This window comes from Pirellulales bacterium, from assembly GCA_036499395.1.
Classification (GTDB): domain Bacteria; phylum Planctomycetota; class Planctomycetia; order Pirellulales; family JACPPG01; genus JACPPG01.
Genome location: DASYDW010000056.1, coordinates 78,645 through 93,515, shown reverse-complemented (window position 1 = coordinate 93,515; position 14,871 = coordinate 78,645). Strand labels below are relative to the sequence as shown.

Annotated in this window: 13 protein-coding genes; 4 read left to right on the top strand and 9 right to left on the bottom strand. The window is 61.1% G+C overall.

Going from position 1 to position 14,871, the window contains the following annotated elements; translation table 11 throughout:
• Positions 1-159: 159 nt before the first annotated feature.
• The 5 genes from rsfS to VGN12_08385 form a co-directional block, all read right to left on the bottom strand.
• The gene (rsfS, locus tag VGN12_08405) at positions 160-633 is read right to left on the bottom strand and encodes a ribosome silencing factor (GenBank protein HEY4309458.1); all 474 of its coding nucleotides are present in this window, start codon (positions 631-633) and stop codon (positions 160-162) included.
• 134 nt (positions 634-767) lie between these two features.
• The gene (locus VGN12_08400; protein ID HEY4309457.1) at positions 768-2,213 is read right to left on the bottom strand and encodes a DUF1501 domain-containing protein; all 1,446 of its coding nucleotides are present in this window, start codon (positions 2,211-2,213) and stop codon (positions 768-770) included.
• Between the two features lie 8 nt (positions 2,214-2,221).
• The gene (locus VGN12_08395; protein ID HEY4309456.1) at positions 2,222-5,314 is read right to left on the bottom strand and encodes a PSD1 and planctomycete cytochrome C domain-containing protein; all 3,093 of its coding nucleotides are present in this window, start codon (positions 5,312-5,314) and stop codon (positions 2,222-2,224) included.
• A gap of 158 nt (positions 5,315-5,472) precedes the next feature.
• Entirely contained in the window at positions 5,473-5,709 is a 237-nt protein-coding gene (locus VGN12_08390) for a hypothetical protein (GenBank protein HEY4309455.1), read from the bottom strand.
• A gap of 68 nt (positions 5,710-5,777) precedes the next feature.
• Positions 5,778-6,107: a barstar family protein gene (locus VGN12_08385; GenBank protein HEY4309454.1), complete on the bottom strand. Its 330-nt coding sequence runs from the start codon at positions 6,105-6,107 to the stop codon at positions 5,778-5,780.
• 163 nt (positions 6,108-6,270) lie between these two features.
• On the opposite strand from VGN12_08385, the gene VGN12_08380 reads away from it, so the two are divergent.
• The 3 genes from VGN12_08380 to VGN12_08370 all read left to right on the top strand — a co-directional run bounded on the left by VGN12_08380 (position 6,271) and on the right by VGN12_08370 (position 8,461).
• Positions 6,271-7,377, top strand: a complete 1,107-nt coding sequence (locus tag VGN12_08380) for a Xaa-Pro peptidase family protein (GenBank protein ID HEY4309453.1) — start codon at positions 6,271-6,273, stop codon at positions 7,375-7,377.
• Positions 7,378-7,652: 275 nt separating this feature from the next.
• A complete protein-coding gene (locus VGN12_08375; GenBank protein HEY4309452.1) occupies positions 7,653-8,024 on the top strand; it encodes a DUF3467 domain-containing protein in 372 nt (123 codons plus the stop codon).
• 200 nt (positions 8,025-8,224) lie between these two features.
• Positions 8,225-8,461 carry a hypothetical protein gene (locus VGN12_08370; GenBank protein HEY4309451.1) on the top strand — a complete coding sequence of 79 codons (237 nt, stop codon included), beginning with the start codon at positions 8,225-8,227 and terminating at the stop codon, positions 8,459-8,461.
• Positions 8,462-8,538: 77 nt separating this feature from the next.
• Here VGN12_08370 and VGN12_08365 read toward each other — a convergent pair whose 3' ends face one another.
• The gene (locus VGN12_08365; GenBank protein HEY4309450.1) at positions 8,539-10,173 is read right to left on the bottom strand and encodes a DUF1559 domain-containing protein; all 1,635 of its coding nucleotides are present in this window, start codon (positions 10,171-10,173) and stop codon (positions 8,539-8,541) included.
• Positions 10,174-10,264: 91 nt separating this feature from the next.
• Positions 10,265-11,581, bottom strand: a complete 1,317-nt coding sequence (locus VGN12_08360) for a PHP domain-containing protein (GenBank protein ID HEY4309449.1) — start codon at positions 11,579-11,581, stop codon at positions 10,265-10,267.
• A 176-nt stretch (positions 11,582-11,757) separates the two neighbouring features.
• Between VGN12_08360 and VGN12_08355 the strand changes: the two genes are divergently transcribed.
• On the top strand, positions 11,758-12,213 hold the full coding sequence (locus VGN12_08355) for a thioesterase family protein (protein ID HEY4309448.1): 456 nt from the start codon (positions 11,758-11,760) through the stop codon (positions 12,211-12,213).
• A 41-nt stretch (positions 12,214-12,254) separates the two neighbouring features.
• Here VGN12_08355 and VGN12_08350 read toward each other — a convergent pair whose 3' ends face one another.
• Both VGN12_08350 and VGN12_08345 read right to left on the bottom strand, forming a co-directional pair.
• Positions 12,255-13,442: a TlpA disulfide reductase family protein gene (locus VGN12_08350; GenBank protein ID HEY4309447.1), complete on the bottom strand. Its 1,188-nt coding sequence runs from the start codon at positions 13,440-13,442 to the stop codon at positions 12,255-12,257.
• 109 nt (positions 13,443-13,551) lie between these two features.
• Positions 13,552-14,748 (bottom strand): TlpA disulfide reductase family protein, encoded by a 1,197-nt coding sequence (locus tag VGN12_08345; GenBank protein HEY4309446.1) that lies wholly within the window; start codon positions 14,746-14,748, stop codon positions 13,552-13,554.
• Between the last annotated feature and the right edge of the window lie 123 nt (positions 14,749-14,871).

The window sequence follows — 14,871 nt, the reverse complement described above, 5'->3', positions numbered from 1 at the left end:
TGCGGGATAGTGTACCGGGCCCGGCCGAAAGGGCCATCCAGAGCCAACGGTCATTGGGCCAGCCGGAAACGCGAACGGAATCCGCCGACGGCGGCGCTAACAAGAATTCGCCGGCCTCATCTCGCAGAGGCCAGCTAAATTAGGCCAGTTACAAGGCTGCTACTTGCTCAGGCGTAGCGAGCTGCTTCGCCCGTCGTCGTCGCTGCCGTCGCCATCAGTCTTGGGCGGCTCGGGCTTAACTAGCTCGGTCGGGACGCGCTTGGCCGTACACCACAGCTTGTCCAGCGAGTAATAGTCGCGCGCTTCGTCGTCGAACAGATGGATCACGATATTGCCGTAATCCAGCAGAATCCAGCGGCTTTCGACGTAGCCCTCGACCCCCAGGCGATGTTCACCCAAGTCGTCTTCCAGGCGATGATCGATCTCCTCGCTCATGGCGTGGAGTTGGCGGCGGCTGGTGCCGGTGGCCAGGACGAAGTAGTCGAACTCCGGGGTCACTTCCCGCATGTCGAGGACCATGATATCGCGTCCTCGATTGTCAGCCGCGGTTTGGGCAGCGGCCAAAGCCAACTGCAAAGCCCGATTGGAATCTTTCGACGTTTCCACGAACCGGCTGACGCTGGAAGTCGCCACGTGTGTGTTTCCTCCGGAGAAAATGCCTGGGTACCCGCATCCATTCTACTCTGTAGAGGAGGGGCTGGCCAACCGGCTGGTTCGCATTTGGCCGTGTGCATGTCGATCGGCCCGGGTCGAAACGCCGGCAAAGTTTAACCCAACAGTGGCCGGATCAACTCTCCGCCAACGTCGGTCAGGCGGAAGTCGCGTCCCTGGAACCGGTAAGTCAGCCGGCGATGATCCAGCCCCAGCAGGTGCAGGATCGTGGCCTGCAGGTCATGGACGTGAATCTGCTGACTTGGCTCGGCAGCGCCAAAGCCCAGGTCGTCGGTCTGGCCGATCGTTTGCCCGGCGCGGATGCCGCCGCCGGCCAGCCACATGCTGTAGGCCTCGATATGATGGTCGCGCCCCAGCGAACCGCGATCCTCGCCCATCGGCGTGCGGCCGAACTCGCCACCCCACACGACCAGCGTGTCGTCCAACATGCCGCGCCGTTTGAGATCACTGACGAGCGCTGCGGTAGGCTTGTCCGTTTCGAGGCAAATGTTTTCCAGCGACTCTTCCAGGTTCTCGCTGCCGCCGTGATGATCCCACTCAGTATGAAAAAGCGTGACGCAACGGACGCCGCGTTCGACCAGCCGGCGAGCCAGCAGGCAGTTGTTGGCGAACGACGCTTCTCCAGGCTTGGCACCGTAGAGCGCCAGGGTCTCGGCCGATTCGCTGGCCAGATCGATCAATTCCGGAGCGCTCGATTGCATGCGCTGCGCCATTTCGTACGAAGCGATGCGGGTGGCGATTTCATCGTCGCCAGTCGCGGCATGGCGCTCGCGATTTAGCCGGCCAATCGCTTCGATCGTGCGGCGCTGCTGCTCGCGCGTGATGCCCGAGGGCGTTGTCAGGTTGAGAATCGGATCGCCCGAGTTGCGCAGCGGAACGCCTTGATAGACGCTCGACAGAAACGCATTTCCCCACAGCGCGGCCCCAGACCGTGGCCCGCGCGGGCCAGACTTCAACACGACAAAGCCGGGCAGCTCGTGCGATTCGCTCCCCAGGGCATACAGCAACCACGAGCCCATGCTGGGGCGGCCGAATTGCGGGCTGCCGGTGGCCAGCATCATTTTCGCTGGGCCATGATTGAAGACGTCGGTCTTCATCGTCCGCAGGATGGCCAGTTCGTCGGCGATCGCGGCCGTATGCGGCAGCAATTCCGAAATCTCGTTTCCCGATTGCCCATGCCGGTCGAAGCGCCGCCGGCAACCGAGCAGCTTGGCGTCAGGTTTGATGAACGCGAATCGCTTACCGTCGGTGTACGAAGCGGGAATCGATTGGCCGTGCAGTTCCACGAGCTTGGGCTTGTTGTCGAACAGTTCGAGCTGGCTGGGACCGCCCGCCATGAATAGCTGAATGACCGATTTGGCTCGCTGAGCATGATGTGGTTTGCGCACCGCCAGTGGGTCGGTACGCGGTACCTCGGACGTCGCGGCCTGCGCTTGCGCGTCCATCAGGGCCGCCAGCGCAATGCCACCCAGGCTCAGCCCGCAATCGCTGAAAAACTGGCGGCGGCTGGCCAACGTGGCGCTGTGCGTGTTATCCGGCATGCGGTCGCTCATTCGCGGGTCATGAATTCGTCGAGGTTCAACAGCGCCCGCGAAACGGTCGTCCAGGCACTGAGCAAACGCGGATCACGAAATGCCGGAACCGGCCCGGCGCGGTCTTCGCCCGGTGCGGCCGCCGGCGCTTCGCTGAGTTCTTCGACCAGTAGTTCTGCCAGACATGCACGTTCTTCGGCGTCCGGCTCGCGCGACAGCGCCAGGCGGAACGCGTAGCGCAGTCGATTGTCGGTCGTGTCGTCTTTGCCGACGGCCAACACCCGGGTTGCCAGGGCGCGGGCCGCTTCGAAGCAGGTGTCGTCGTTCAATAGCGTTAGCGCCTGCAAAGGCGTATTCGCGCGTTCGCGGCGCGTGCAACTGGTAATGCCGTCCGGGGCATCAAGAACCTTCAGGAACGGATTCGGTGTCGAGCGCCAATAGTACGTGTACATGCCGCGACGATACGCATCCTCGCCGGCGCTGACACGCCATTCGCGCGGGCTGCGCGTCAGGGCCATCACGCCATCCGGCTGCTTGGGATGAACGCTCGGGCCGCCCACTTTGAACGACAGCAGGCCGCTGGCCGCCAACATCGCGTCGCGCACGATCTCGGCCTCGACCCGCAACCGCGACTGCCGGGCGAGCAGGTGATTGTCGGGATCGACCGTCGCCAGATCAGGGCGCGCGTGGGACGCTTGCCGGTATGTGCCCGAGGTAACGATCAACCGGTGCATCGCTTTCAAACTCCAGCCGCGAGCCATGAACTCGGCAGCCAGCCAATCCAACAGTTCGGGATGCGACGGCAGCGAACCTTGAATACCGAAGTCATTCGAGGTTTCGACCAGGCCGCGACCGAAAATCTGCTGCCACATCCGATTCACGGTGACGCGCCCCACCAGCGGATTCGCCGGATCGACCAGCCATCGCGCCAGGTCCAAACGCGAGGGGTTCTTCACTTCCGAGGGCAGCGGCGGCAGCACGCTCGGCACGTCAGGCTGAACGACCGGCCCGTTACGCAGATACTCGCCACGCACCAGGATGCGTGTCTCGCGGGGCTGCGACCGTTCGTGCATCACTAGAGTCGTGGGGACCGATTGCGAGAACTTGGCCAGCCTCGCGTTAGCCGCCGCGAGCTTCTTGGTCAGTTCTTGTCGCGCAGCGTCCGTCTTTTCGTATTCCGCCAGCAGCACATCCCGCTCGGCGGCCGATCGCTTGTCGACGGGCACGGCCAGCGCCGCGCGAACCGGCTCGGGCAGCATCAACACATCGCGCGGCGCGTCAGTTACTGCCAAACGAAACCGGCCCAACAACATGTGCGGCTTCGCATGCCGCTGTGCAAGCGAGACCACCATCTTTCGACCGGCAACCTGGCAATCGTCGCGTGGCACCAGCACCGCGGTGCGATTCAGATGCGGCGAGGTATCAACCACAAAGATCGACCAGCCCGTTTTGTCGTCGCCGTCGATCAGGTTCGAGGCGGGGAACTTCTCTTGAGCATAATCGGCCGTCGCCCATTGCCAGGGCACACGCTCAGCCGTGGCATCCCCGCCGGCGCCCGGTTGCGCCGCCAGGTCGAGTGTCACCTCGCTGAGGACGAAATTGCCATTATCGGCACGCCCTGGTCCGCCGCGCGGCAGGCGGTCGTCGACCAGCGCTTCGAGCCGGATGCCGCGAATCGTCTCGACCGGCGTGGCAGCAGTGACCGTGTAGGTGTCCACGGCTGCTCGTTCGCCGCTGGGCAGTACCGATTTGTCGTCGAGCGTGGCGAGCGTCGCTCCACCGGCCGACGTCGCTTGCAGCGGATCGATCACGCGCCATTCAATCGCCAGCCGGCCGGCAAATTGCTGCTCCCACACGGCCCGCTGCGGGGCACTAGCCACGTCATAGGCGGCGAGCTTTTCTTTGGCCGCGGCGATATTTGCGTTGAACTCGGCCAGACGCGCTGCCTGCTCAGCGGTCGGCACCGGCAGCGTCGGCTCGTCGGCGCCGTTCATAAGGGCGAAGATCTGATAGAAATCTCGCTGCGAAACCGGATCGTATTTATGGTCGTGACAGCGAGCACAGCCGAGCGACAGACCGAGGAATACCGTGCCGGTCGTGGCCACACGATCGACCACCGACTCGATGCGAAACTCCTCAGGGTCGGTACCCCCTTCTTCGTTCTGCAATGTGTTGCGATGAAAGCCGGTGGCGATGCGCTGGTCGATCGTGGCGCTTGGCAACATATCGCCGGCGAACTGTTCGATCGTGAATTGATCGAACGGCATATCCGCGTTCAACGCATTAATGACCCAATCGCGGTATTTCCAGATCGTGCGCGGATTGTCGTTCGTGTATCCGTTGCTGTCGGCATAGCGAGCCAGGTCGAGCCAATGCCGGGCTTGCCGCTCGCCATAGTGCGGCGAAGCAAGCATCCGGTCGACGAGCCGTTCGTAGGCTCCTTCACTTTGGTCAGCCAGGAACGCGTCGATGTCGTCGACCTTCGGCGGAAGTCCCAAAAGATCCAGGCTCAGCCGGCGGATCAATGTCACACGATCGGCCTCGGGCGAAGGTGCGATTGCATCCCGCGCGAGCCTTGCCAGAACGAAACTGTCGATCGGGTTCTTGCAGAACGCCGTTTGATTTGCTCCGGCGTTATCAATCCTGGGCGACTCGGGACGTGTGACCGCTTGAAACGACCAGTGGTCACTCTTTCGCCGACCCACGGACGGCAGCGGTTGATCGTCGGCCGGGGCTTGCGCGCCCTCGTCGATCCAAAGTTTGATCGTCGCGACTTGTTCGGCCGATAGCCCGGCCCCTTCGCCGTCCGGCGGCATGGCCGAGACGTCGTCTGCGCCGGTGATGGCCTTATAGAGCAGACTGTCGGCGCTTTTGGCGCGAACAATCGCCGCGCCGGCATTTCCCCCTTCGACCGCCAGCGAAACAGCGTCCAGCCTTAGACCGGACTTCTGCTCTTCCGGTCCGTGACACTTGAAGCAGTTCGCGGCCAGGATTGGGCGAACAGCGGTCACGTAGTCGACCGGAGCGGCAGCCGCGACGCGCGCAACGCAGGCCACGACCAGCCCCAGGGCCAGTCCTACCGGGCAACTCGCAAAGGACAATCGAATCATGCTGCGCACTCGCGGGCGTGAGGGCTCGTGCGGGGGCGGATGGCAGGCGGGGTTACACGGCCGCCCGGCGCGCTTCCGGCAGCGGCAATAACCAACCGTCGATCTTAGGCGTGCCAGCGGCCCGCTGCAAGAAAATCGGGATGTTGGTCAGTTTGAAATCAGGGTGCCGGGTCGGCCCAATCGCTATGGCAGAGAAGGTCGGGCGGTATCTCTTTGATTGCCTCCTCGGGCCCCTCAACGTTCCAAAGATGCTCCCAGCCGCCCGTTTCGTATTTTGCGACCCGCAACTTACCTTCCCACCGCGCGAGCCACTTCTGAACCCAATCGAACTCGACGGGCATTGCGTCCCCAGCGTGATCCACAAAAATCGTGGCCCGTTTTAACGGTTCTCTCATCGTCCCAGGATATCCGGCGCGAGGGAAATCGATAAAGGCGGAGGTAGCAGGGCAGTCTGAAATCGCAGTCAGAGAAGTACCAACTCGAGTCGCGGTTGTGGATCAGCGGATTCCGCATTTCGATAGTTTACAAATGCTGTCCAATCGACGAGGGCCTGCAATATTTCCGGCTGTCGTTGGCGGAGTGTGTCCGAGTCAGCGACCGTAATGCGAAGTACCTCGTCTGGAACCAGCGTAAATCGACACATGCCATCGTCATCACCTAGGTAGCTGAGGCAATCGATCCAGGCATTCCCGTTCCGACCGTAGAAGTCTGGGAATCCGAACTCCCTCGCGCAAACGGTGTGGAACGTGTCCCAGTCGACGATTTCGGACGCATTAAGGAGAACTTCTGCCATCTCCGGATCGTACCCGCGCGAGTAATGCGTGACAAAAGCCCCTGGAGCCTTTGCTCGTCAGATTCATCGACTCTCATGAGCGAACCCCGCACGTCCAGCCCTATTGCGCTGCCACCAGCGGCGTTAAGATTTGCCGGAACTTACCCTCGGGGAGATTGTCAGTATGTCGGACTTGGATGCGAACGTGGCCGGATGCCGGAATCGGCAGCGTCGTGTGCTGGAACTCATGCAGCGCGAGCGTTTGGACTTGGTGATCGTCACCCGGCACGAGCATGTGCAATGGCTGGCCGGGCCGCGGTTCTACTGGACGTTCGAACCCGCGGCCGCGCTGTCGGCCGACGGACGCCTGACGCTGGTCGCGCCGACGGTCACGTATAAGGACGCAGCCGCGGACAAGGTCGTCTCGTACGAGTCGAATCGTTATTCGACGCTGCGCAACGATCAGCGGCAATTGTCATCCGACGCACTGCTGATGGCGCTTTCCGGCCGGCCCGGGCCGAAACGTGTGGGGGTGGAATTCTCATCGTTTGGTCCGCATCTGGCTACGCGGTTCGAGGCCGAGTTCGTGGACATCGAGCCAGCGCTCTACCAGTTCCGCAGGCGCAAAGATCCGGATGAGTTAGCCCGGTTGCGCAAGGCAATCGACGCGACCGGTCTGATGTACGCCCGCGGCCGGCAGATCATCGAGCCTGGCATTAATGAGTTGCGCGTGTTCAACGAGTTGCAAAGCGTGGCCGTCGAGCATTTCGGCGAGATGATGACCGCCACCGGCAACGATTATCAATCCGGCACCCGTGGTGGTCCGCCGCGCGATCGAAAGGCCGAGGATGGAGAGCTCTACATTCTCGACTTGGGGCCGGCCTACCAGGGGTACTTTGCCGACAACTGCCGCGCCGTCGCGGTGAATCATCGGCCGACCGACGATCAAAACCGGGCTTGCGCGAAGATCGCCGAAGTCTTCACGATGATCGAGCGGACCGTAAAGCCGGGCGTGCGCTGCCGCGAGATCTTCGACGCGGCGCAAGCGATTCTGGATGAGTATCGGCCCGGCGCGTTCGATCATCATCTGGGACACGGCATCGGACTCTACCCACACGAGGCGCCCCATTTGAATCCGAAGTGGGACGACAGCTTCGAAGTCGGCGATGTCTTCACGGCCGAGCCAGGGCTGTACGGTCCCGAGCTGCGTGCAGGCATCCGGCTCGAGAACGACTACCTGGTCACGGAAACCGGCGTCGAGCTGCTGAGTGATTTCCCGCTGGGGCTGTAGTCGCGGAAACGCCGGGCGAGGCACGCAAGCCACCCCTTGCATGTGTGAAACTGCGCTGTTGGGTAAAGGATTAACTTCCCCAACACACACATCTCGCACGATCGATCAGGTCTAGCCGCGGGGTTACACGTTGTGAAATCGACGTTGTCAAACCGTTCCATAGGTGTTTCCGCGCACAATTTGTATACTACAGTTCCTGAAAGGGGGGCGACGGGCCGCACGCCGGAGTCGCCGCAGCAAGGCATGCCAAAACAAAGCAGTTAAGGAGAGATCGCTTGACCACTTCCAGCGAAAAGACGAATCCGGCGGTTGAAGCGGAAACTCCAAGCGAAGCGCCGGTGCAACGCCAGCAAGTGAAGGTCGATGATTCGCACATCTCGGCCTCTTATGCGAACTTCTGCCGCGTTACCGGCACTCCCGAGGAACTGATCATCGACTTCGGCTTGAATCCGCAGCCGTTCGGTATTCCGCAAGAGCCGGTGATCGTCACGCAGCGGATCGTGACCAACTACTACACGGCCAAGCGGATGTTGCACGCCTTGCAACTGACCGTGCAACGTCACGAAGCGACGTTCGGTGTGCTCGAAACGGACGTGCAGAAGCGCGTCATGCCCAGCGCCCGGACGGCCGGCCAGCAGCGCAGCTAGTACCGCTAGCAAGCGTTCTGGATCGTGGCCGTCGCGGAGAATTGTCGCAGACGGCTAGCTGTATCACGCTCTGCGCGGCCAATCGCCTTGACCTGCGGAGGCAAACCTTTTACCGTTCTGCACCCCTGGTGGGGAGTTTGCAGGCCGGTGTTCGGCTCGTGCTTCCTCATTTGCAGGGAAATTGTCGCAGGAGTCGTGTCATGGACGTCACGAAATGGACCGCCGCGTTGCTCGCGATTTGTTCGCTGGCAGGCGGCGGTTGTTGTTGCAATCAGCCTGGTTCGTGGTGGGGAGGCAGCACGTACGCTGCTCCTGCGGCGCAACCGGTTTATCAACAGTCGTATCCAGCGCCAGTTTACGGCGCCCCTGGCGCAGCGCCCGTCGCGCCTCCTATGTCACCGCCGACGGCGGCTGCTCCGACCACGACGCTGCGTTAGTTAACGTCGCCGCGACAACTTCAAAAGCGTGCGGTGCGCTGCTGCGCGCCTAGATAAAAGGCGTGCCTTTCTTCGGACTAGGGGAGCGAGACTGGTTCGCCTCCGGCAAACGTCAACAGCGCCTCGAACATCGCCGGATCGATCGTGTTGGCAAGGAACCTTACCGATCCATCTGCCATCAGGGCCGAGAATCCGCCGGGTCGCGCCTGGCCCAATCCGGCGAGCGGCTTTTCCGGATCGAGTCGTAGGTCGCTCGGCCGGGTCCAGGCAATTGCCTGATCGGGGTCGGCTTCGACGACCATGATTGTGTTCGACAGGCCATCCGTGACTTGCCGCGCCGATAACCCCTTGCGCGGCCCGAAGGGGCCGAAGAATGTTGCCTCGCCCGCCACGGCCTGATAGTTCGTCTTGCCGGGCTCGGTAATGTTGGGATTCGCATACACGGTCGGTATGCGCGTGATCAGCTTTCGGTTGTGATTGCTATCCCACGGCTCGTCGAGGTGAAATTCCTTGTAGAGCGCCCCGCCTTGCTCCCCCTCTAAGTACGGAAGCAGAGCGACCCGCCAGCTAAGCAGGGGAATGTCATCCTTGCTACGAATGGCCCGGGCTGGAAAACGCCCCGTCGCAGCCAGGTGATTGTGCATCGCCAGGCCGATCATCTTCAGATTGTTCATGGACTGGGCGCGACGCGCTGCTTCGCGAGCGCTTTGCACAGCCGGCAGTAGTAAGCCCACAAGCATACCCGTTGACGATACGGCGGAGTTGCCCTGCAAGATCGTGACATGAACCTGGTCATCGGAGACGCGCACGTCGATGCCGTCGATCAAGGTACCAAAAGTGCGCTGCATATATCTTCCCAGCGCAGCCTGCGTCGGATCACCCTGAGGGCCGGCCATGACGCCGGCCAGTTGCGTGTTGACGAACTCGCGCGCGAGCGCCTTGGCACGTTCGGCCAGTTCCTTGAACTCCTTGGCCGCGTCGGTATCCACAGCGCCGAACTTTGCCGTTAGGCTCATCTCGCCGTGGAAATCGAACGAGACTTCGATCCATTTCACCAGCTCGGGCGTCTTCAAAAATGGCTGAAGCTCCGGCGGCAGCGGCGGCATATGTTGCAGCGCCGAAATAACCAGCGGCCGCACTGTGGCAAAATCGAGCACGGCCACCGCCGTCTTCAAGGCATCGGCCTGTCGCAAGAGCTTGGTTAAGGGGGTGTCGACGTCGTCGGCCGCCATCATCCTTTTCAATTGCGGCTCGGTACCGATTAGCAACGTTCGGTCGTCGGGAAAATAAAGGCTGTAGCCATCGGGCGTCGTCGCGCGACGGTACTCCTTGCCGAGGTAAGTCGATTCGGCGGTTCCCTGGCCGAGCGCGGCGAGTACGGCGCTACGATCGTAAGGCTTGGAAAAGTGCAGGATCGCCCCCATGCCAGGCTGCCAATTGGCCAGGCCTGACATTCCGAGGATGCCTATGGCCAGATCGATATCGAGCAGATCGACCCCCAAGTATTGCTTTCCGGCCGCGACCGCGACCTCGATCGGCAGGTGCTGAAGCTCAGGGGCCGAGAGCATCTGGCGTGGATGCAGCACAACCGCGGCCACGGCGTCGCTGCTGACATAGGAGAGATCGACCGTATCGGCGGCACGCGCCGCGGTCGATGGAGCCAGGAACGCAGAGGCCAAAAAAGTTACGGCCCAAAGTGACGCGCGGATCATCACACACCTCCTGCTGAAAGAAATGCGACCGCGATACCCCAACGATTCTGCGAATTCTCCGTTGTCTTCGGAGCCCGTCATGGACGCCGACTTATTTTGTAGCCTCGCGCACGTAGATCGGGCTGGTCAAGATCCACGGACGCGGTTCGCCCGCCAGGTTCAGCCAGACTTCGACGCGATACACGCCCGGCTCGCTGACGGTTTCATCCAGCAAAGCCCCCTCTTTTTCGGCAATGATCTTGCCGTTACGCACGAGCTTGATGGTGCCGGGCAGTGGCGCCGCGGCCTGCAAACGCAATTCGCCCGAGGCCGGCACCTCGTCGCCAATCGTCCAGCCCTCGCCACCACGATCGGCACGGAAGACGAAACCGGTCGGGTCGGCCATCCAGTCGAACGCCACATACGAGCGCCCCGTCTTCAAGGCTTCCCACACGCTGTCGTGGGTGACTTCCTTCATCAGCAGATGGGTGCTGACATGACGGAAACTGCGCTCATAGGGATCAAGATCCAGTTCGAAGACCAGATCGCCCGGCTGCTTGCCCGAAACCATCGACTTGATTAGCGGCACCTTGGCCGGGTCGAGCGTGAGCAGCTTCTTACCGAGCGCATCATCGAGTTGCATTTTGCCGTCATCGGTAACACGGCCGCGGAAGGCCTGGTTGTGATGGGCGTCGTTGGCGGATACGCCCGTGTGCCGCGCCTGCTGGCACAGCTCATCGAATTTTTTCAGGTAACCAGCCGGATAGTCTTGCAGGGCGGCAAAAGTCTCTTGCGGGAATTGCTTCACGGCCGGGATTAGCGCCAGCAGACCGATCGGCGTTTTCAGCGACGAAATGAATTTCGTCTCTTCCATGAAATCGGCGTGAGTGTTGTAGATCTCGGTTCCGGTCAGCCCGGTGATGTTCCAGTCCATCCGTTCTTCCAGATGGCAAAGGAAGATCAAGCCATCATCGCGCCGCACGAGATCGGCGAATTCCTGCGGCGTGCTGGTTTTGTCTTCTTTCAGGCTGCGGGTGGGATAGGCAAGAAAGCCGCCGGTCTCGGCGCCGGGGATCATCAGCACGCCATCTTTCACGCCTTGATGGCCGTCCTTGAAATAATCGTAGTGATCGGCCGGATGCTCGGTAAACATGATGACGCGGACGCCGGTTGCCTTGGCCGCGGCGAGAATCTCTTCGATCGTCCCTCGGCTATCATGCGAAAACGCGGAGTGAACGTGCAACAGCGAGCGGACGTCGTCGAAACCGCTTTTCAATTCGACGGGCACGCGCTGCCCGGCCAGAGCCAAAACCCGTTCGTGCGTGGCGCGCAGCCGCTCCATGCGCATCCGCTCGATCGCGTCGGCCGACGCGGTTGCAGCGCAAGTCAGAATGAGGATCAAGGTCAGTAGGCCGGAAAATCGTCGCATCACGCAGATGACTCCTAGGAATACTATCGTTCCAAAATATCGTAACATCCCCCTAATGTTGGCGAAACAAGCCGTACGGCGCGTTCGAGCGGGCCGGTCGCTTGTTTTGTAGAATGCAGCCTCGACGTTTTTCTCTGTCGCCACGATGCGATGGCACGATCCCCAAGGGCGACCCGATGACGACCGAAGAAGATCTGCTGGCTGGGTTCCCCGTGATTCTGATGCTGCCCGTGCAGTGGGGCGATCAGGATGCCATGCAGCACGTGAACAACGTGGTGTACTTCCGTTGGTGCGAATCGGCGCGGATCGCGTATTTCAACCAGATCGGCCTGGCGGACAAACGCTCGCCGGAACACGTAGGCCCGATCTTGGCGTCGATCAAATGCGACTTCCGCCGGCAACTGAATTTTCCCGACACGATTCGCATCGGCGCCCGTGTTGCGCGGATTGGCCGCACCAGCCTGACAATGACGCACCGCGTGGAAAGCCAGAGTCAGCGGGCAATCGTGGCCGAGGCCGAGTCAACGCTGGTCGTCTTCGATTACGCATCCGGCAAGCCACATCCCGTTCCGGACACCCTACGCAAGGCGATTGAAAAGACGGAAGGTCGCACGTTCGAGAGTGGGCAGTAGGGGCGTTTGGAGTTGACGCTCATTTCCGCACTTGTGTCAGGCTATTTTTCGGCCAATAGTTTTTCCAAGAGCGCGATTCCTTCATCATCGACGCGAAACTGTCCGGCCACTTTGCCTTGCCGGTCAATGAGCACGTAAGAAGGATACGACCAGACGCCGTAACGCTCGGCGGCAGCGCTCATCGCGCGGTTCTCGATCTTGCCGCCGCGATGCTGCATGATCTCACTGGGGATCATGGCAACAGGGAAGGGAAAGTCACGACCTTGCCACAGCGCGTTGCGACGTTCGGCCATCAGGTTGTCTAGTTCGCCCGGCGAGTTGACTGGTGGCTCGTCGGCGTACCGAGCATCGGCATGAACACCGATTATGACCAGTCCACGCCCATGATACTTGTCGTGCAAGTCGAACAGCTTGGGCATTTCGCTCACGCATGGACCGCACCAGTATCCCCAAAAGTCCAGCAGCACGACTTTGCCACGCAACTCGGCCAATGTGCCCGGCGATCCATTCTTCCAAGCAATGATCGAAGGAATTTCAGGTGCAGGCTGGCCGACGAGTAATGCCATGTTGGACGCCTGCAGTTCGATGCAGCCAAGCGCAAGCGGCCCGTCTCCGGCGTCAACGTGTACGGGACGTTTTATAGCGTGGGTGTTCGTTTGGCCATCGATCAGAAACTCGAAGTCACCGGGGGGCAACGACAAGCGGAACTCTGGATGTGGAGAATTGCAGTCGAGCACGGTTTTACCTTCACACGAGACCGAGACGCTAATTCCACGGATCGTCATGCCACGATCGGCGAGTTCCGGACAGAACACTTCCCCCTCAACGATGCGCTCCGGCAAAAGAGTTACGCATAGCGGAGTGTCGAGCTGCGCGGTACCGATGTTCGACACCACCGCCAGTTTTCGCTCGGCGTGTCTCGCGACAAGGCAGAATTTGTCGAATATCCTCTGACTGCTGCCACCGAGAGGAATGGTGGCCGTTCCCGCCGCATCGGTTTGCTGTTTACTCCACCGAAGCTGCCAACCGAGTAAATCGTACCCATCGTGGCTGGCGAGGCCTGCACGGATGCGCGGTTGCAGCCCAACGTCGGCACCCGCAACGGGGCTTCCGTCGGTATCAATCGCTTTTACCGATAATCGTGTCGACGGCTGCGTATCGGGGGTTTCTCCCGCCGCGGCGGCACAGATGTAAAGTGTAGCAATTGCCGCGAGAATGGGACGTTTCACCTATACGTTCCTCCTTGAACAAAGCGTTGAAAAGCGTCGTCGTTGCGGCGGCTTCCGGCACGGGCACTTTGGCAAAGTGTGTGGGAGGTTAATTCATGATTGAGATCGCTTATTCGGCAGCGAGCGCCTTTTCCAGAACGTCCATTCCGTCTTCGTGGTAAGAAATGCCGCCCACGAACGTGCGGATGACTTTGCCGCGGCGGTCGATGAGAACGTGGGTCGGGTATACGGCAATTCCGTACGTGGTATCGACCGCATGTTGGGCCACGCCCGCAATCGTGTTGCCGTACTTGTCGCTGTCGCGCACGATCATGGCGACAGGAAAGGGAATGTCGCGATTGGCCCATAGCGCCCGGCGTGAGTCGGCCAGTTCTTTGTCGAGCTTCGCGACGCTGTCGACACGCTCGGACGGATCGTCCGCGTGGTCGACGTGGATGCCCAGGATCGACAGGCCGCGATCGTGATACTTGTCGTGCAGCTCGAACAGCTTTGGCATCTCGGCGACGCACGAGCCGCACCAATGTCCCCAGAAATCGAGGAGCACGACCTGTCCGCGCAAATCGGCAAGCGTCCGGCCCGGCCCGTTCTTCCAGGCGACAACATCCGGGACCTCGGGGGCTGGCATACCGACAAGCAATTCCGCCTTCACGGCCGTGAGTTCGATACGCCCCAGATCGAGTGGGCCATCATGCGCCGAGACGGTTAGCAACCGCTTCACCATTTCTGCGCGATGCAGATAAGTGTCGAACTGCAATTGATACGCGCCGGGCGGAAGCGAGAATCGCAGCCGGCCGGAGTCACTGGAAACGACCAGCACGCGCGGCCGGCCGAGATCGACGGCCACGCCGGCCGGCAGGTATTTAATGCCGCGCGATGCGAGCGCTTCGCAATGCAACTCGGCCGTGATTTCGATTTCGGGCTTTAATATCAGCCGGACCGACCGCTGGATCGCCCCGGCATCGACAGCGATGCAGCCGGAAATCTTACGCTTCTCATGGCGTGCAAGAACTGCGCAGCCGCGCAGCAACTTCTCGTCGTCTTTCAAGTTCGCGCGGCCGGTAATGTCAGTGCGGGCATGCAACCAGTAGTGCCACTGCGTGCCATCTTTGTCCGCTTGCTTGCGTGCCCACTCCCCCACGGCGGCGCATAAGCCAACGTCAGCCCCTTCGACCGCTCGACCGTCACTATCAATGACCTCGACGGCAAGTGGCTGAGAATGTTCGCGCGGTTTTTCATCGACCGGATCGGCGCCGGCCGGCATCTCGAGGAACGCTAAGACGACAAAGTTAATTGCCCATGCTCTCATCCTCGGACCTCCTGTCGAGAGAATGACGGAATTGAACGCCGATAATTCGCTTTCGGAACTCCCTGAGTAGTTGCATACCCGCTTCACCTTCGCGTAGCGTCGGGATCTCCTTCACTTGCAACC